This is a genomic window from Streptomyces sp. SP18CS02, assembly GCF_036322365.1.
Lineage (GTDB): Bacteria > Actinomycetota > Actinomycetes > Streptomycetales > Streptomycetaceae > Streptomyces.
This window is the reverse complement of record NZ_JAQYXC010000289.1, coordinates 165,089-182,505: the sequence shown is the minus strand read 5'-3', so window position 1 is coordinate 182,505 and position 17,417 is coordinate 165,089. Positions and strand designations below refer to the sequence as shown.

The following is a 17,417-nucleotide window of genomic DNA, read 5'->3' as shown; positions in this document are numbered from 1 at the left end:
CCGTCAGTACGGACGGTCAGACAGAGACCTGATCCCGGGGCGCCGGCCCATGGTGCGGCCCAGCGAAAAGCGCGGGGACGTCCGGGTGGAAGAGACCTCCGGCAGCGACGACGCTGATCAGTAGCCGTACGAAGCCGGAGGCGCAGTGGACGTTTCGATAACCATGTGGGTGCTGACCATTCTTGGTCTGAGTGCCCTGATCGCTGTCGACTTCTTCATCGGGCGCAAGCCCCATGATGTGTCGGTCAAGGAAGCCGGTACCTGGACGGTCGTCTGGATCGTGCTGGCCGCCCTCTTCGGCCTGGGCCTTCTCTTCTTCGGTGAGAGTCAGGCGTCCGGCGAGTTCTTCGCCGGCTTCATCACCGAGAAGTCGCTCAGTGTCGACAACCTGTTCGTCTTCGTCCTGATCATGGCGAAGTTCGCGGTGCCCTCCCACCTCCAGCAGCGGGTACTGCTGATCGGTGTACTGATCGCCCTGGTCCTGCGCGCGATATTCATCGCCGCCGGTGCCGCGATCATCGCCAGCTTCTCCTGGGTCTTCTACATCTTCGGCGCGTTCCTGATCTACACCGCCTGGAAGCTCATCCAGGAGGCGCGCGCGGACGAGGAGGAGGACGAGTTCGAGGAGAACCGCCTCCTCAAGTCCATCGAGAACCGGTTCGGTGTCGCCGACAAGTACCACGGCACCAAGCTGTTCATCCGGAACAACGGCAAGCGGGTGCTGACTCCGCTGATGGTCGTCATGCTGGCCATCGGCACGACCGACGTCCTGTTCGCGCTGGACTCCATCCCCGCGATCTTCGGTCTGACCCAGGACCCGTACATCGTCTTCACCGCCAACGCCTTCGCCCTGATGGGTCTGCGGCAGCTGTACTTCCTCATCGGCGGTCTGCTGAAGAAGCTGGTCCACCTCAGCTACGGCCTGTCGGTGATCCTCGGCTTCATCGGCGTGAAGCTGGTGCTGCACGCGCTGCACGAGTCCGGGGTGCACGTGCCCGAGATCTCCATCCCGGTCTCGCTCGCGGTCATCTGCGGTGTGCTGGTCATCACCACGATCACCAGCCTGATCGCGTCCAAGAAGCAGGCCGAGCGGGAAGCGGCCGAGCAGGCCGGCGAGGACGGCGCGGCTGTGGACGGCGCGGGCAAGGACGCCAAGGACAGCATCGAGGCCTGACGGCCCTCGACCCGGGAAGCTCCGCACCGGCCGGGGCGGGCTCGCGCTGCGGCCCGCCCCGGCCGGTGTTTGCTTGGACGGTGGACGCCCCGATGCCCGGGGCAGCACGCAGGCGGAGGCCGTCATGAGGTTCGCGCAGATCATCGACCTCGAAACCGAGCGCATGGACGAGGTGGAGGCCGTGCTCCAGCAGCGCCGGGCCCGGATGGCCGGGGGAGAGGGGGGTCCCCGGCACCGGACGGTGCTCAAGGACCGGGCCCGTCCGAACCGCTATCTGATGATCGTCGAGTTCGACTCCCACGAAGCGGCCATGCGCAACAGCGGGGACCCGCAGACCACCGAGATGGCCCGCGCGATCGGTGCTCAGTGCAGCCGCGCCCCCGTGTTCACCGACTGCGACGTCCTCGTGCGGGAGGATGTGCGCTAGGTCGCGTCCGGGGGCGTGGGCTCGCGCGAGGCTCCCGGGATTCACGCGGCCGCGGCGGTCTCCGGCTTCGACTCGGACTCCCGTACCCGCGCGGGCAGCGTCTCGGGGAGCAGGGCGAAGCATCCCAGGCTGAGCAGCGCGATGCCCGTCAGATAGGCGGCCACGCCCCAGGGGGCCCCTTCCCCGCCCGACACGGCCGTCGCCACGATCGGCGTCAGGGCCCCGCCCAGCACACCCGCAAGGTTGTAGCCGACCGCGGCGCCGGTGCACCGTACCCGCGGCTCGAAGAGCTCCGCGAGATAGGCCGCGACCACCGAGAACATCGTGATGAAGGCGAGCAGCGCGACGGTGAGCCCCAGGAAGATCAGCGGTGGCCGCGCCGTGTGCAGCAGGGCCACCATCGGGAACATCCACAGCGCCGTGGCCGCGCAGCCGACCAGGCACAGCGGCCGTCTGCCGTACCGGTCGCCGAGCATCGCGAGGAACGGCGTGGCGACCGCCTTGGCGGCCACCGCCGCCATGATGCAGGCGAGCATCACCGTACGGCTGATGCCGAGCCGCTCGGTGCCGTAGGCCAGCGCCCAGGTCGAGACCGTGTAGAACACGGCGTAACCGATCGCCAGGGCCCCGGCCGTCAGCAGCACCAGCCGCCAGTGCCCGCGCGCCACCTCCATCAGAGGGGCGTTCGACCGGTTCCCCGTCTCGGCCAGCTCCTTGAACTGCGGCGTCTCGTGCAGCGACCTGCGCAGCAGCAGCCCGGCGGCCGCGAGCAGTCCCGCCGCCCAGAAGGGCACCCGCCAGCCCCACTCCCGGAACTGGGCATCGCTCAACCACGCCGACAGGCCCAGCATCACCCCGTTGGCCAGCAGGAACCCGACCGGCGGGCCCATCTGCGGAAAGCTCGCCCACAGGGCGCGACGCCGCTCCGGCGCGTGCTCGGCCGTCAGCAGCACGGCACCGCCCCACTCCCCGCCGAGCCCCAGGCCCTGCAGGAACCGCAGCACCAGCAGCAGGACGGGGGCGGCCACCCCGAGCGTCGCGTACGAGGGCACGCAGCCCACCGCGACCGTGGCCGCGCCGGTGAGCATCAGGGACGCGAACATCACCGGCCGGCGCCCGTAACGGTCGCCGATGTGGCCGAAGAGCGCGGAGCCGATCGGACGGGACAGGAAGCCGATCGCGAACGTGCCGAACGCCGCGAGGGTGCCGGCGACCGGCGAGAAGGTCGGGAAGAACAGCGGGCCCAGGACCAGCGCGGCGGCGGTCCCGTACACGAAGAAGTCGTAGAACTCGACGGCCGTCCCGGCCAGCGCGGCGGTGGCGAGCCGCCCCATGGAAGGGGAAGGGGAAGAGGAACCGGGAGGCCGGGGAGGCGGAGGAGAGGCAGTGTGACTCTGGCGCATGCCGCGCCAACTGCCCGGGAGATCCGTCGGTTACGGGGCGTGCGGAGGCGCGGCGGCCGTGGACCGACCGCCCGCGCCTCCGGCTCACCAGCCCCGTTCGCGCCACTCCGGAAGGTGGGGGCGCTCGGCGCCCAGCGTGGTGTCCTTGCCGTGCCCGGGGTAGACCCAGGTCTCGTCCGGCAGGACGTCGAAGAGCTTCGTCTCGACGTCCAGGATCAGGGACGCGAAGGCGTCCGGGTCCTTGTGCGTGTTGCCCACGCCGCCGGGGAACAGGCAGTCGCCGGTGAACACGTGCGGGTGGCCGTGCGGGTCGTCGTAGACCAGCACGATCGAGCCGGGCGTGTGACCGACCATCCGCCGGGCCGTGAGCCCGACCCGGCCGACCCGGACGGTGTCCCCGTCCTCCACCGGCACGTCCGTCGGCACGTCGATGCCCTCGGCGTCGTACCGCCCGGCGTATGTGCGCGCACCGGTCGCGGCCACGACGTCGCCGAGGGCCTGCCAGTGGTCTCCGTGCCGGTGCGTGGTGACGACGGACGCGATGCCGTCGTCGCCGATCAGCCGGAGCAGCGTCGGGGCCTCGTTCGCCGCGTCGATCAGCAGCTGCTCGCCGGTGGCACGGCAACGCAACAGATAGGAGTTGTTGTCCATCGGGCCGACCGCGACCTTGGAGATCATCAGGTCCGTGAGCTCGTGCACATCCGCGGGTCCGCCGACCCTCACCGCTCCGTGGTACGTCATGGCCGCAAGCCTATAGCGGCGGCAGGACGGGGAGGGGGCCGCCCGAGGCGTCGAGACGGGCGCCGTCGCGGCGCCCGGCCAGCCAGCCGAGGAGTTCCGGCGAAGGGCCCGAGACGGTCACCTCGGCGCCCTCCTCGCCACCGGTGCGCCACTCCCGGCGCCCGTCGCCGTCCGTCGCGACCAGACGCGTCGGCGGCACCGTAGGGTGGGAGGAGAAGCGGTCGGCGAGAAAGTCGATCTCCCGCTCGGTGAACTCCGCGGACAGGTCCTCCAGCTCGTATCCGATGTCCAGGTCCACATGGTGGAGCTCGACCTCGACGAGGCGGCGGAAGGGGATCCGGGCGGCCCGGTCGGTCACGCCGTTGCGCAGCTCTACCGTGCGCCGCCAGTCGGCCGGGACGTCGCCCTCGGCCTGGAAGAGGCCGGCGCTCCGGCGGACGTCGTCGAGGTGGACCGCGAGGGCGCGGGGCGCCCCGCTCTCGATGTCCGCGTCGCGCTGCTCGGCGCTGGCGTACATGGGGCGGCCCTGGAGCACGTTCAGGAGCGCGTCGGCGTTGCGGGCCAGGTGGGCGAGGACATGGCCACGGGTCCAGCCGGGAAGCCGGGACGGCTGGGCGACGGCCGCGTCGTCGGTTCGGGCCGCCGCGGTGAGCAGCCGATCGGTCGCCTCACGTACAGAGGCCAGGTCGTGCACATGGTCGATCATGGCGCCGACCCTAGCGCCGCCACTCGATCGGGTGAAGGTGGCAGCGCGCGGCCGTAAATCGAATGCGCGTGCTATACGCTCGGTAGAGGCATAGTTGAAAGTCAGGCATTCATCGATCTGGCGGCCCCCATAGGCTGGAACAGTCTGGGACGGGGGCTGTGCCCCCGCTTCTCTCAAGAAAGGTGCGGACCGGCGTGGCCGACCGTCTCATCGTCCGTGGCGCGCGCGAGCACAATCTGAAGAACGTCTCGCTCGACCTTCCGCGCGACTCCCTCATCGTCTTCACCGGGCTCTCGGGGTCGGGCAAGTCGTCCCTCGCCTTCGACACGATCTTCGCCGAGGGGCAGCGCCGCTACGTCGAGTCGCTCTCCTCGTACGCCCGGCAGTTCCTCGGCCAGATGGACAAGCCGGACGTCGACTTCATCGAGGGCCTCTCCCCGGCCGTCTCGATCGACCAGAAGTCGACCTCGCGCAACCCGCGCTCGACCGTCGGCACCATCACCGAGGTCTACGACTACCTGCGGCTGCTCTTCGCCCGTATCGGCAAGCCGCACTGCCCCGAGTGCGGCCGTCCCATCTCGCGGCAGTCGCCGCAGGCCATCGTGGACAAGGTGCTGGAGCTGCCCGAGGGCAGCCGCTTCCAGGTCCTGTCGCCCCTGGTGCGCGAGCGCAAGGGCGAGTTCGTGGACCTCTTCTCCGACCTCCAGACCAAGGGCTACAGCCGTGCGCGGGTGGACGGGCAGACCATCCAGCTCGCAGAGCCGCCCACCCTGAAGAAGCAGGAGAAGCACACCATCGAGGTGGTCATCGACCGCCTCACCGTCAAGGACAGCGCCAAGCGCCGGCTCACCGACTCCGTCGAGACCGCCCTCGGCCTGTCCGGCGGCATGGTCGTGCTCGACTTCGTCGACCTCCCCGAGGACGACCCCGAGCGCGAGCGGATGTACTCGGAGCACCTGTACTGCCCGTACGACGACCTTTCCTTCGAGGAGCTGGAGCCGCGCTCCTTCTCCTTCAACTCGCCGTTCGGCGCCTGCCCCGACTGCACCGGCATCGGCACCCGCATGGAGGTCGACCCGGAGCTCATCGTCCCCGACGAGGAGCGCTCCCTCGACGAGGGGGCCATCCACCCCTGGTCCCACGGGCACACCAAGGAGTACTTCGGCCGGCTGATCGGCGGACTGGCCCAGGCGCTCGGCTTCTCCACCGACATGCCGTGGGCCGGACTGCCGCAGCGGGCGAGGAAGGCCCTGCTGTACGGACACAAGACCCAGGTCGAGGTCCGCTACCGCAACCGGTACGGAAGGGAGCGGGCGTACACGACTCCCGCCTTCGAGGGCGCCGTGTCCTTCGTCAAGCGGCGGCACAGCGAGGCCGAGAGCGACTCCAGCCGGGAGCGCTTCGAGGGCTACATGCGCGAGGTGCCCTGCCCGACCTGCGAGGGCACCCGGCTCAAGCCGATCGTCCTCGCGGTCACCGTGATGGAGAAGTCCATCGCCGATGTCTCCGGCATGTCCATCAGTGAGTGCGCCGAGTTCCTCGGCGAGCTGAAGCTGAACGCCCGCGACAAGAAGATCGCCGAGCGGGTGCTCAAGGAGGTCAACGAGCGGCTCCGCTTCCTGGTCGACGTGGGTCTGGACTACCTGTCGCTGAACCGCGCGGCAGGCACGCTCTCCGGTGGTGAGGCGCAGCGCATCCGGCTCGCCACCCAGATCGGCTCCGGCCTGGTGGGTGTGCTGTACGTGCTGGACGAGCCGTCCATCGGTCTCCACCAGCGCGACAACCACCGGCTCATCGAGACCCTCGTCCGGCTGCGCGACATGGGCAACACGCTCATCGTCGTGGAGCACGACGAGGACACCATCAAGGTGGCCGACTGGGTCGTCGACATCGGCCCGGGCGCGGGTGAGCACGGCGGCAAGGTCGTCCACTCCGGCCCCTTGAAGCAGCTGCTGTCCAACAAGGAGTCGATGACCGGGCAGTACCTGTCCGGGGCGAGGTCCATCCCGACGCCGGACCTCCGCCGGCCCGTCGACCCGGCCCGCCGGCTCACCGTGCACGGCGCCCGCGAGAACAACCTGCAGGACATCGACGTGTCGTTCCCCCTCGGGGTCCTGACGGCCGTCACGGGTGTCTCCGGTTCCGGCAAGTCGACCCTGGTCAACGACATCCTGTACACGCACCTGGCCCGCGAGCTCAACGGTGCCAAGTCCGTACCGGGCCGGCACACGCGCGTGGACGGCGACGACCTGGTCGACAAGGTCGTCCACGTCGACCAGTCGCCCATCGGCCGGACGCCCCGGTCGAACCCGGCGACGTACACCGGCGTCTTCGACCATGTCCGCAGGCTCTTCGCGGAGACGATGGAGGCGAAGGTCCGCGGCTATCTGCCGGGGCGGTTCTCCTTCAACGTCAAGGGCGGCCGCTGCGAGAACTGCTCGGGCGACGGCACCATCAAGATCGAGATGAACTTCCTGCCGGACGTGTACGTCCCGTGCGAGGTCTGCCACGGTGCGCGGTACAACCGGGAGACCCTGGAGGTCCACTACAAGGGCAAGTCCATCGCCGAGGTGCTGGACATGCCGATCGAGGAGGCCCTGCACTTCTTCGAGGCCGTGCCGACCATCGCCCGTCACCTCAAGACGCTCAACGAGGTGGGCCTCGGGTACGTCCGGCTGGGCCAGTCCGCACCGACCCTCTCCGGTGGTGAGGCACAGCGGGTGAAGCTGGCCTCCGAGCTCCAGAAGCGGTCCACGGGTCGCACGGTGTACGTGCTGGACGAGCCGACCACCGGTCTCCACTTCGAGGACATCTCAAAGCTGATCAAGGTGCTGTCGAACCTGGTCGACAAGGGCAACTCGGTGATCGTCATCGAGCACAACCTCGATGTCATCAAGACGGCCGACTGGGTCGTCGACATGGGCCCGGAGGGTGGCAGCGGCGGCGGTCTCGTCATCGCCGAAGGCACGCCCGAGCAGGTCGCGAGTGTTCCCGCCAGCCACACCGGCAAGTTCCTGCGCGACATCCTGGGCGCGGACCGGATCAGCGACGCGGAGGTGGCGCCGGCCGCCGCTCCCGCGCGCGGGCGGACGGCCAAGAAGGCGGTCGCCGCGCGTACGGCTCCGGCGAAGCGGACGGCGACGGCCAAGACGGCGACGGCCAAGACGGCGACGGCCAAGTCGACGGCGGCGAAGTCGGGCACGGCCAAGCCGGCGGCGGCGAAGAAGTCGGCCGCCAAGTCCACGACGGCCAAGAAGCAGACCGCCCGGACGCGCAACAGCTGACCCGGACGGCACGAGGCGGCCCTCCGCACCGAAAGGTGAGGGGGCCGCCTCGTCGCGTGCCGGGCCCGCCGGCGCTTCCACGGCGCGGTGCGGGGGCGGCGGGAAGGGGAGGGCCGGCGGCGGTCGTCAGGGGGCGGATCCGCGCGCCAGGCGTTCGGCGAGGGCGGGGAACGTCGGGGCGAACCACAGCCGGCCACCACGATCCCTCTCGCGCACGAAGTCGCTCAGCGACGGGCTCCCCGTCATATGGCGGGAGACGTCCCCCACGATCGCCAGCCGCATCCCGTGGCCGGCGAAGCTCCGCTCCACCTCCTGGGCCATCCCCGTACGCGGGGAGAAGAACGCGTCCGCGACCCGTTCCACCGGAACCACGACCAGTTCGGCACCCCGCCCCCCGGCCTCGCCGATCAGGTCCAGCGCCGAACGGCGGCCGGACAGCGAAGGCCCGTGCGACGCCCAGACCCAGGCGGGCACACCGCGCACCGGCACCAGGGCGTCGGTCGTCGTGAGCTCCGCGGCGTAGGGAGGCTCGGCGCCCGGCCGCGAGCAGGTGAGCGCCGCGGCTCTGGCCGCGAAGTCCAGAAGCTCCCTCCAGGCGGCCGCGTCCAGCACACCGGGGGAGCGGCCGGCCAGACCGTGCAGCAGCGCCGCGTTCACGGTGTCACCCGCACCGATGGTGTCCGCGATCCCCACCGGGACGGCCGGCACCGATACGGAGAGCTCCCCCGTCCACACCGTCAGCCCCTGCGGGCCCCTGGTCAGCACGACCGCCGACGGCCCCCGCGCCAGCCACTCCTCGGGCGAGCCGCCCAGCCACCGCGCGTCCTCCTCGGAGAGTTTCAGCACCGAGACATGGGGCAGCCAGCCCGTGAACCGAGCCCGGAACGCGTCGGCGTCCGGGATCAGGCCGGGCCGGATGTTCGGGTCGAGCAGGGTGAGCAGCCCCCGCCCCGCCTCCCGGCGCAGCAGCGCCTCGTAGGCGCTCGCGCCGGGCTCCAGCGCCAGCGAGCAGGTGCCGAACGAGATCGCCCGCACCTCCTCCGGCAGCCGGTCGGGCAGCTCGAAGAGCCGGTCGGCCGTGCCCTCGGCGTAGAAGCCGTAACGCGCCGACCCGTCCGGCCCGACCGAGGCGACCGCCAGCGTCGTCGGCTCCGGCCCGCGCTGGACGAGAGCGGTGGCCACGTCCGCCGCGCGCAGGCCCTCCAGCAGCGCCTCGCCGAAGGCGTCCGTCGAGACGCGGGAGCAGAACGCCGCCCGCGCGCCCAGGCGCCCCAGCGCCACCGCCGTGTTGTACGGACCCCCGCCGAGCCGCGGCACGAGCGCGGCCGGCGGCGAGGGGGACGTGGCGCCCGCCTCGGGGACCAGGTCGATCAGGGACTCTCCGGCGACGACGATCACGAGGCCGAAAGTAACCCATCGCCCCTGGCCGGGACAGCCCCCCGGAAGGCCCTCCGATCTACGCCGGTATCGTCGGTTCCGTCACCGACGCCCTCGCCCCACGTGGAGTCCCCATGCCCGGCCAGCCCGCCGCCCGCCGTACCGTGCTGAAAGGCGCCGCCCTCGCCGGAGCCGCCGGCCTCGGCGTGGCTGCCTGCTCCACCGAGTCGAAGCTCGGCCACGCCCAGACCCCGACCCCGACCGCCCCGGTGAGCCTGGGCGCGGCGGAGGAGGTCCCGGTCGGCGGGGCGAAGCTGTACCGGGAGCAGCGCGTGGTGGTGAGCTGCCCGGCCAAGGGCCAGTACAGGGCGTTCAGCGCGCAGTGCACCCACGCGGGCTGCGTGCTGGACAAGGTCGAGGGCCTGGAGGGCAACTGCCCCTGTCACGGCAGCCGCTTCGACGTCACCACCGGCAAGGCGCTCAAGGGCCCGGCGACCGTGCCGCTGCCCGAGGTCCCGGTCAAGATCACGAACGGCGAGCTGGTGGCGGGCCCCGACGCCGCCTGACCCTCCCGTCGCCGCCCGATCACCCTGGCGGCGACCGGCGACCGGCGACCGGCGACCGGAGGCCGGTGATCGCGTGCCCGGCCCGCGGCCTCGCGCCCCCCGGCCTCGCGCCCCCCGGCTCGGCCCCGGCACACCGGCCCGTCGCTCCCGGCCCCGGCACGCCTTCGGGACCGGGCCGGGACGGGGGGCGAGCCGGGCCGGCTACTCCCAGTCCCAGTCGATTCCCAGGATCCCCGGTCGCACGCCCTGTTCCACGAAGTGGACCGTACGGTGGCGGCCGCTCAGGGTCAGGTCCCCGCGCCCGCCCCGCGGGGCGCCCGTCGACGTCTGGGAGAAGCGCCGGCAGCGCACCGGCAGGGCGTCCTCGTGGAACCGGACCTGGAGCACGTACTGCCCACCCGCGAAGCCGAACCCGCGCACGTACTCGGCGCTGGGCCCACCGGTGCCGTCCTCGAAGCCGTACTGGAAGACGTACGTCTCCCCGGCCCGGAGCCGGGCGTCGAAGAGCAGCTCGGCGACCACGACGCCGGACTCCACGTGGCGGCGGACCCGCCCGGTACGGCAGTTGTCCCCGGCCCGCACCACCACCCGCAGCGGGTCGCAGCCGGGGTCGCCGAGGTGGATCGCCAGATAGCGGTCGACCCCGTCGCGATGGGCCCGCACCACCTGCCGGGAGTCGCGGCCGAGCAGCTCCCGCCCCGCTCCGATCCGGACCCGCTCGTGGTGCCCCACGGTGTGCAGCCCGCCGTCGGCGGGTGACTCCAGGCCCGCGATCAGCTCCTCGACCGCGCCCGACGGCTCCACCGGCGACCGGTAGGAACGGGTCGCCGGCCGCTCGGCGTCGCCCCGGCCTCCCGCCCCTCCCGTGCCACCAGTGCCACCGGTGCCGGCCCTCCCACCGAGCAGCCGGATCAGTGAGTCGCCGGGCAGCTGGAGCAGCTCCTCCAGGGCGCGTACGGCCTTGAGCGACTCCGGCCGCTGAGGGCGCCGGGCGCCCTGCTGCCAGTAGCACAGGCTCGTCACACCGACCTTGATGCCGCGATGGGCGAGATGGTGCTGGACCCGCTGGAGGGGGAGTCCCCGTGCGGCCAGGGCCGCGCGCAGCGCCAGATGGAACGGACCGGTGCGCAGGGCCTGTGCGAGATCGGCCTCGGTGTGTCCCATGGGGACTCCTCAGTGAACGTTCACGACGGGGCGGTGCGACAGCGGGCCGGCGGTGGCGGGCGGGCAGGTGGGACCCGGAGGTCGTTCACCCGGCAACCACTCCGTTCACAGCGCGCTGTCACCCCGCATTGAAGCGTGTTGACCTGCCCCCGACAACGGCCGATGCTCCTCACCGGCGTCCGGACGCGCTCCTCCCTCCCCGCGTCCCCGGCCGGAGGAACGCGATGCGCGACCGAAACCCCCACGGCAACACGCATAGACCGTCCGGCCTCGCGGCGATCCTCGCCGCGGTGCCGCTCATGGCGCCGGTATCCGCCACCGACGCCTCGCCCGACGACCACCCGTCCGCCCTCACGCACAAGCGTCTGGACATCACCATGCGGGCCGAGCAGAAGACGAGCTGGTGCCGGGCCGCCGCCGGCGACGCCCTCGCCACCTGGTTCGGCCGCACCCTCACCCGGAACCGGTTCTGCGACACCGCCTTCGACCGCGGGCAGGCCGGTCCGCCCAGGCCGGCCCCGGCCAGGCCGGTCCGGCACCCGGGCGGGACGCGTCCGGCGGCCCGGCGGCGGCCCGGGCGCCACTGGCCGGTCCGGCCGTCACCCCGGTGGCCCCCGGCGTCGCGCCGGCCGCCGCCATGATCCTCGCCGGTGTACGGACCCCGCGCGCGCGTCGCGCGGACCGGCACCGGCGCAGGCGGGCGCCGACCCCACCGGCGGAGCGTCTCCGACCCCATCGGAGGTGCTCCGCGGGCGCCCGGAGTGTCGGTGGGCGCAAGTAGGGTGTGTGGCATGGCAGACCCCTCCAGCTACCGCCCCAAGCCGGGACAGATCCCCGACTCGCCAGGGGTCTACAAATTCCGCGACGAGCACCGCCGGGTGATCTACGTCGGGAAGGCGAAGTCCCTGCGCCAGCGGCTCGCCAGCTACTTCCAGGACCTGGCGGGCCTGCACCCGCGCACGCGCACGATGGTCACCACGGCTGCCTCCGTGGAGTGGACGGTCGTCTCCACCGAGGTCGAGGCGCTTCAGCTGGAGTACACCTGGATCAAGGAATTCGATCCGCGGTTCAACGTCAAGTACCGGGACGACAAGAGCTATCCCTATCTGGCCGTCACGCTCGGCGAGGAGTTCCCGCGCGTCCAGGTCATGCGCGGCCAGAAGAAGAAGGGCGTCAGGTACTTCGGCCCGTACGGACACGCGTGGGCCATCCGGGAGACGGTCGACCTGCTGCTGCGGGTCTTTCCGGTGCGCACCTGCTCCGCCGGGGTGTTCAGGAACGCCGCCCGCACCGGGCGCCCCTGCCTCCTGGGCTACATCGGCAAGTGCTCGGCCCCGTGCGTGGGCCGGGTCACCCCGCAGGAGCACCACGAACTGGCCGAGGACTTCTGCGACTTCATGGCCGGCCGCACCGGCACCTACATCCGCCGCCTGGAGAAGGACATGATGCTGGCGGCCGAGGACATGGAGTACGAGAGGGCGGCCCGGCTGCGTGACGACGTGGAAGCCCTCAAGCGGGCCATGGAGAAGAGCGCCGTGGTCCTCGCCGACGCGACCGACGCGGACCTGATCGCCGTCGCCGAGGACGAGCTGGAAGCGGCCGTCCAGATCTTCCACGTCCGGGGCGGCCGGGTGCGCGGCCAGCGCGGCTGGGTCACCGACAAGGTCGAGGCCGTCGACACGGCGGGCCTCGTCGAGCACGCGCTCCAGCAGCTGTACGGCGAGGAGAGCGGCGACGCCGTCCCGAAGGAGGTCCTCGTCCCGGCCCTCCCCGAGGATCCGGAAGCCGTCACCCAGTGGCTCGGCGGGCGGCGCGGCTCGGCGGTGTCCCTGCGCGTGCCGCAGCGGGGCGACAAGAAGGACCTGATGGCCACGGTGGAGCGCAACGCCCAGCACGCCCTCGTCCTGCACAAGACCAAGCGCGCCAGCGACCTGACCACCCGCTCCCGCGCCCTGGAGGAGATCGCGGAGGCCCTCGGCCTGGACGCCGCGCCGCTGCGCATCGAGTGCTTCGACGTCTCGCACCTCCAGGGAGAGGACGTCGTCGCCTCCATGGTCGTCTTCGAGGACGGCCTGCCCCGCAAGAGCGAGTACCGCCGCTTCCAGATCAAGGGCTTCGAGGGCCAGGACGACGTCCGCTCCATGCACGAGGTGATCACCCGGCGCTTCAGGCGCTACCTCGCCGAGAAGGAACGGACGGGGGAGTGGGTCGTTCCCGGCGGGGAGGGCGCGGGAACCTCCGGCGGAACGGATCCCGCCGAAACCGCCTCCGCCGCCTCCGCCCCGGCGAACGGTGCTGCCGTGGCCGCCTCCGCCCCGGTGAACGGCGCTGCCGAGGCCGCCGCCGCGGACGGCGCGTACGACATCGAAGGGCCCGCGCCGACCGAGGACGACGGCAGGCCCAAGAAGTTCGCGTACCCTCCCCAGCTCATCGTGGTCGACGGCGGACAGCCCCAGGTGGCCGCCGCCCGGCGGGCCCTCGACGAGCTCGGCATCGACGACATAGCCGTCTGCGGCCTCGCCAAGCGGCTCGAGGAGGTGTGGCTGCCCGGCGACGACGACCCGGTCGTCCTGCCGCGCTCCAGCGAGGGCCTCTACCTCCTCCAGCGGGTCCGTGACACGGCCCACGACTTCGCCATCCGCTACCAGCGCTCCAAGCGCAAGGCCCGCATCAGGACCAGCCCCCTGGACGACGTGCCCGGCCTCGGCGAGACCCGCAAGCAGGCGCTGATCAAGTACTTCGGCTCGGTGAAGCGGCTGCGGCAGGCGACAATCGAGCAGATCTGCGAGGTGCCGGGGCTCGGCCGGAAGACCGCCGAAGCCGTGGCCGTGGCCCTCGCGCAGGCGGCCCCGGCCGCCCCCGCCGTGAACACGGCGACAGGAGAGATCATTGAAGACGACGACGGGGGAACGCCATGAGTGAGCACGACCCGGAAGCGCAGCGGGACGTGGTGCGTGGCACCACGGCGGAGAGCGGCGCCCCGCAGCACGAAGCGGCACAGCAAGAAGCGGCACAGCGAGAAGACGGAGCAGCACACGTGAGTACGGGCACGACGTTGGAGCCCGGCGGGGCCGCCGAGGCGGCCATCCCCGAGCTGGTGATCATCTCAGGCATGTCAGGCGCCGGCCGCAGCACCGCCGCCAAGTGTCTGGAGGACCTCGGCTGGTTCGTCGTCGACAACCTGCCGCCCGCGCTGATCCCCACCATGGTGGAGCTCGGCGCCCGTTCCCAGGGCAATGTGGCGCGTATCGCCGTCGTCGTGGACGTGCGTGGACGCCAGTTCTTCGACAACCTGCGGGAGTCGCTCGCGGACCTCGACGCCAAGCAGGTCACCCGGCGGATCGTCTTCCTGGAGTCGTCCGACGACGCCCTGGTCCGCCGCTTCGAGTCGGTGCGCCGCCCCCACCCCCTCCAGGGCGACGGCCGGATCGTCGACGGCATCGCCGCCGAGCGCGACCTGCTGCGCGAGCTGCGCGGCGACGCCGATCTGGTGATCGACACCTCCAGCCTCAACGTGCACGAACTGCGCGCCAAGATGGACGCCCAGTTCGCGGGCGACGAGGAGCCGGAGCTGCGCGCCACCGTCATGTCGTTCGGCTACAAGTACGGCCTGCCGGTCGACGCGGACCTGGTGGTCGACTGCCGCTTCCTGCCCAACCCGCACTGGGTCCCCGAGCTGCGCCCGTACACCGGGCTCAACGAGGAGGTGTCGGGCTATGTCTTCAACCAGCCGGGCGCCAAGGAGTTCCTCGACCAGTACACCGAGCTCCTCCAGCTGATCTCCACCGGCTACCGCCGCGAGGGCAAGAGGTACGTCACGGTCGCCGTGGGTTGCACGGGCGGCAAGCACCGCTCCGTCGCCATGTCGGAGAAGCTCGCCGCCAGGCTCGCCTCGGAAGGGGTCGAGACCGTCGTCGTCCACCGGGACATGGGGCGCGAGTGAGGCCGTACCGTCGGCGTACGAGCACCCTTTCGGTACGTACGCTCCGCAGGCGCGGCGCCCAGCCCAAGGTCGTCGCACTGGGCGGGGGCATGGGCCTGTCCGCCTCCCTCGCCGCACTGCGCCGGATCACCGGCGACCTGACCGCCGTGGTCACGGTCGCCGACGACGGCGGATCCAGCGGCCGGCTCCGGGAGGAGCTGGGCGTGCTGCCCCCCGGGGACCTGCGCAAGGCCCTCGCGGCGCTGTGCGGCGACGACGACTGGGGCCAGACCTGGTCGCGGGTCATCCAGCACCGCTTCCAGTCCAAGGGCGATCTGCACGAGCACGCGGTCGGCAACCTGCTGATCGTCGCCCTGTGGGAGCAGCTCGGCGACCATGTCCAGGCGCTGGACCTGGTCGGCAGGCTGCTGGGCGCACAAGGCCGGGTGCTGCCCATGTCCGCCGTGCCGCTGGAGCTCCAGGCCCTGGTCAAGGGCCATGACCCGGAGCGCCCGGAGGACGTGGACACCGTCCGCGGCCAGGCGACCGTGGCGCTCACACCGGGCGAGGTGCAGTCCGTGCACCTGGTGCCGAACGACCCGCCGGCCGTCCCCGAGGCGGTCGCCGCCGTCCTGGACGCCGACTGGGTGGTGCTGGGCCCGGGCTCCTGGTTCTCCTCGGTGATTCCGCACCTCCTGGTGCCCGAGTTGCTGGACGCGCTCGTCGAGACCAAGGCGCGCCGGGTCCTCTCCCTGAACCTCGCGCCGCAACCCGGTGAAACCGAGGGCTTCTCTCCGCAGCGTCATTTGGAGGTTTTGGGACGACACGCCCCTAAACTCGCCCTGGACGTGGTGCTGGCCGACGAGGCCGCCGTACCCGACCGCGAGTCCCTCGCGGACGCCGCAAAGCGTCTCGGTGCCGCGGTCGAGCTGGCCCCTGTGGCCATGAAGGACGGCTCGCCGAAGCACGACCCGGAGCTGTTGGCCGCCGCGTACGACCGTATTTTTCGGATGCATGGAAGGATCGGCCCATGGCGATGACGGCAGCGGTGAAGGATGAGATCTCCCGGCTCCCCGTCACCCGGACCTGCTGCAGAAAGGCAGAGGTCTCGTCGATCCTGCGGTTCGCGGGCGGGCTGCACCTGGTGAGCGGCCGGATCGTGATCGAGGCGGAGCTGGACACCGCGATGGCGGCGCGCCGTCTGAAGCGGGACGTCGCGGAGATCTTCGGCCACAACTCCGAGCTCATCGTGATGGCCCCCGGCGGGCTGCGCCGCGGCTCCCGCTTCGTGGTGCGGGTGGTGGCGGGCGGCGACCAGCTGGCGCGCCAGACCGGCCTGGTCGACGGCCGGGGCCGTCCCATCCGGGGTCTGCCGCCGCAGGTCGTCTCCGGCGCCACCTGCGACGCGGAGGCCGCCTGGCGGGGTGCCTTCCTGGCCCACGGTTCCCTCACCGAACCGGGCCGCTCCTCCTCGCTGGAGGTCACCTGCCCGGGTCCCGAGGCCGCGCTGGCACTGGTCGGCGCCGCCCGTCGGCTCTCCATCGCGGCCAAGGCCCGCGAGGTACGGGGCGTGGACCGGGTGGTGGTACGGGACGGGGACGCGATCGGCGCCCTGCTGACCCGGCTCGGCGCGCACGAGTCGGTGCTGGCCTGGGAGGAGCGCCGGATGCGCCGCGAGGTCCGGGCCACCGCCAACCGCCTGGCCAACTTCGACGACGCCAATCTCCGCCGCTCGGCGCGCGCCGCGGTGGCGGCCGGGGCCCGGGTGCAGCGCGCCCTGGAGATCCTCGGCGAAGAGGTGCCCGAGCACCTCGCCGCGGCCGGACGCCTGCGCATGGAGCACAAGCAGGCGTCGCTGGAGGAGCTGGGCGCGCTCGCCGAGCCGCCGCTGACCAAGGACGCGGTCGCGGGCCGGATCCGCCGCCTGCTGGCGATGGCCGACAAGCGGGCGCAGGACCTCGGCATCCCCGGTACGGAGTCCAACCTGACCGAGGAGATGGCGGACGGGCTCGTGGGCTGATCCGCCGCATCGACGCGGGGAACGCCGTCCGGCCGGCACGCGGTCGGCTCGGTGGCCGACCGCTGGGCACATGAGCGGTGCCCGGCTGTCCGGCGTCCCGCCACCGCCCGGCCGTGGCCCGACCGGCCCGCCCCGCGCTCGCACCCCCGGGGCCCGCCCGGCACGTGATCGGCCGTTCGACCACCACCCCCGGCCCGCCCGGTATGTGATCGCGGCGTACGGTCGTCCGGCCTGCCAGGGCTCGCCCGTCGCACGCCCGGGCCGTCCCCGGCCCGCCCGGGGCCCGGGCAGGCAGCCGACCGTCCCGCCGCCCTTCCCCGCTCTTCCCGGCCCGCCCTCGTCGCCGGAGGCCGAACTCCCACGCGCCGAACTCCCACGCCCCGTGTCCCCCCGCGTGATCCCGCGTGATCCCGCGCCCGCGCCCGTCCGCGCGCTGGGCGCTCCCCCCCCGCCCCCCCCCGCCCCCCCCGCCCGCCCCCGCACGCCTGCCCGGCCCCCCCGGCGGCCGGGTCTCCGCAGGCGCCGCCGGCGGCTTCCGTACGCGCTTCGGCCACCGCCGACCGCCGCCCCTGACGCAGTCTTGACATGATCATGAACGGTCATGAGCCTGGCGTCTGTCCACTTTCGTGGCAG

Annotated in this window: 14 protein-coding genes and 1 pseudogene; 9 read left to right on the top strand and 6 right to left on the bottom strand. The window is 72.2% G+C overall.

Going from position 1 to position 17,417, the window contains the following annotated elements; translation table 11 throughout:
* Positions 1 to 145 precede the first annotated feature (145 nt).
* Together PUR26_RS21220 and PUR26_RS21215 are read left to right on the top strand one after the other, a co-directional pair.
* Entirely contained in the window at positions 146 to 1,174 is a 1,029-nt protein-coding gene (locus PUR26_RS21220; protein ID WP_329874022.1) for a TerC/Alx family metal homeostasis membrane protein, read from the top strand.
* Positions 1,175 to 1,298: 124 nt separating this feature from the next.
* Positions 1,299 to 1,601, top strand: a complete 303-nt coding sequence (locus PUR26_RS21215; protein ID WP_329874021.1) for a hypothetical protein — start codon at positions 1,299 to 1,301, stop codon at positions 1,599 to 1,601.
* A 41-nt stretch (positions 1,602 to 1,642) separates the two neighbouring features.
* Here PUR26_RS21215 and PUR26_RS21210 read toward each other — a convergent pair whose 3' ends face one another.
* From PUR26_RS21210 to PUR26_RS21200, 3 genes are all read right to left on the bottom strand, one after another.
* Positions 1,643 to 2,935 carry an MFS transporter gene (locus PUR26_RS21210; RefSeq protein ID WP_329874020.1) on the bottom strand — a complete coding sequence of 431 codons (1,293 nt, stop codon included), beginning with the start codon at positions 2,933 to 2,935 and terminating at the stop codon, positions 1,643 to 1,645.
* A 153-nt stretch (positions 2,936 to 3,088) separates the two neighbouring features.
* A complete protein-coding gene (locus PUR26_RS21205; protein WP_329874019.1) occupies positions 3,089 to 3,745 on the bottom strand; it encodes an MBL fold metallo-hydrolase in 657 nt (218 codons plus the stop codon).
* Positions 3,746 to 3,755: 10 nt separating this feature from the next.
* Positions 3,756 to 4,451 carry a maleylpyruvate isomerase family mycothiol-dependent enzyme gene (locus PUR26_RS21200; protein ID WP_329874018.1) on the bottom strand — a complete coding sequence of 232 codons (696 nt, stop codon included), beginning with the start codon at positions 4,449 to 4,451 and terminating at the stop codon, positions 3,756 to 3,758.
* Positions 4,452 to 4,645: 194 nt separating this feature from the next.
* On the opposite strand from PUR26_RS21200, the gene uvrA reads away from it, so the two are divergent.
* Positions 4,646 to 7,735, top strand: coding sequence for an excinuclease ABC subunit UvrA (gene uvrA, locus PUR26_RS21195; RefSeq protein WP_329874017.1), 3,090 nt, complete (start codon positions 4,646 to 4,648; stop codon positions 7,733 to 7,735).
* A 126-nt stretch (positions 7,736 to 7,861) separates the two neighbouring features.
* Here the strand turns inward: uvrA and PUR26_RS21190 are convergent, their stop codons facing one another.
* Together PUR26_RS21190 and PUR26_RS21185 are read right to left on the bottom strand one after the other, a co-directional pair.
* The gene (locus PUR26_RS21190; RefSeq protein WP_329874282.1) at positions 7,862 to 8,209 is read right to left on the bottom strand and encodes a DUF4180 domain-containing protein; all 348 of its coding nucleotides are present in this window, start codon (positions 8,207 to 8,209) and stop codon (positions 7,862 to 7,864) included.
* A 33-nt stretch (positions 8,210 to 8,242) separates the two neighbouring features.
* A pseudogene (locus PUR26_RS21185) lies at positions 8,243 to 9,133 on the bottom strand (carbohydrate kinase family protein); the annotation flags it as partial.
* A gap of 113 nt (positions 9,134 to 9,246) precedes the next feature.
* Between PUR26_RS21185 and PUR26_RS21180 the strand changes: the two are divergent.
* Positions 9,247 to 9,678, top strand: a complete 432-nt coding sequence (locus tag PUR26_RS21180) for a Rieske (2Fe-2S) protein (protein ID WP_329874016.1) — start codon at positions 9,247 to 9,249, stop codon at positions 9,676 to 9,678.
* Positions 9,679 to 9,879: 201 nt separating this feature from the next.
* Here PUR26_RS21180 and PUR26_RS21175 read toward each other — a convergent pair whose 3' ends face one another.
* Positions 9,880 to 10,842: a hypothetical protein gene (locus PUR26_RS21175; RefSeq protein ID WP_329874015.1), complete on the bottom strand. Its 963-nt coding sequence runs from the start codon at positions 10,840 to 10,842 to the stop codon at positions 9,880 to 9,882.
* Positions 10,843 to 11,066: 224 nt separating this feature from the next.
* Between PUR26_RS21175 and PUR26_RS21170 the strand changes: the two genes are divergently transcribed.
* The 5 genes from PUR26_RS21170 to whiA all read left to right on the top strand — a co-directional run bounded on the left by PUR26_RS21170 (position 11,067) and on the right by whiA (position 16,784).
* A complete protein-coding gene (locus tag PUR26_RS21170; RefSeq protein ID WP_329874014.1) occupies positions 11,067 to 11,483 on the top strand; it encodes a hypothetical protein in 417 nt (138 codons plus the stop codon).
* Positions 11,484 to 11,633: 150 nt separating this feature from the next.
* Positions 11,634 to 13,760, top strand: coding sequence for an excinuclease ABC subunit UvrC (uvrC, locus tag PUR26_RS21165; RefSeq protein WP_329874013.1), 2,127 nt, complete (start codon positions 11,634 to 11,636; stop codon positions 13,758 to 13,760).
* Complete coding sequence (rapZ, locus tag PUR26_RS21160; RefSeq protein WP_329874012.1) at positions 13,757 to 14,785, top strand: RNase adapter RapZ; 1,029 nt, start codon at positions 13,757 to 13,759, stop codon at positions 14,783 to 14,785. The genes uvrC and rapZ overlap by 4 nt, the downstream gene beginning before the upstream one ends.
* A complete protein-coding gene (locus PUR26_RS21155; RefSeq protein ID WP_329874011.1) occupies positions 14,782 to 15,804 on the top strand; it encodes a gluconeogenesis factor YvcK family protein in 1,023 nt (340 codons plus the stop codon). Before rapZ ends, PUR26_RS21155 begins: the two co-directional genes overlap by 4 nt.
* Positions 15,795 to 16,784, top strand: a complete 990-nt coding sequence (gene whiA, locus PUR26_RS21150) for a DNA-binding protein WhiA (protein ID WP_329874010.1) — start codon at positions 15,795 to 15,797, stop codon at positions 16,782 to 16,784. The genes PUR26_RS21155 and whiA overlap by 10 nt, the downstream gene beginning before the upstream one ends.
* Positions 16,785 to 17,417 lie beyond the last annotated feature (633 nt).

Coding starts and splice junctions, on each gene's coding strand:
- PUR26_RS21175 (WP_329874015.1), bottom strand. CDS start 10,842: ATGGGACACACCGAGGCCGATCTCGCACAGGCCCTGCGCACCGGTCCG.
- PUR26_RS21215 (WP_329874021.1), top strand. CDS start 1,299: ATGAGGTTCGCGCAGATCATCGACCTCGAAACCGAGCGCATGGACGAG.
- uvrC (WP_329874013.1), top strand. CDS start 11,634: ATGGCAGACCCCTCCAGCTACCGCCCCAAGCCGGGACAGATCCCCGAC.
- PUR26_RS21200 (WP_329874018.1), bottom strand. CDS start 4,451: ATGATCGACCATGTGCACGACCTGGCCTCTGTACGTGAGGCGACCGAT.
- rapZ (WP_329874012.1), top strand. CDS start 13,757: ATGAGTGAGCACGACCCGGAAGCGCAGCGGGACGTGGTGCGTGGCACC.
- PUR26_RS21210 (WP_329874020.1), bottom strand. CDS start 2,935: ATGGGGCGGCTCGCCACCGCCGCGCTGGCCGGGACGGCCGTCGAGTTC.
- whiA (WP_329874010.1), top strand. CDS start 15,795: ATGGCGATGACGGCAGCGGTGAAGGATGAGATCTCCCGGCTCCCCGTC.
- PUR26_RS21180 (WP_329874016.1), top strand. CDS start 9,247: ATGCCCGGCCAGCCCGCCGCCCGCCGTACCGTGCTGAAAGGCGCCGCC.
- PUR26_RS21170 (WP_329874014.1), top strand. CDS start 11,067: ATGCGCGACCGAAACCCCCACGGCAACACGCATAGACCGTCCGGCCTC.
- PUR26_RS21205 (WP_329874019.1), bottom strand. CDS start 3,745: ATGACGTACCACGGAGCGGTGAGGGTCGGCGGACCCGCGGATGTGCAC.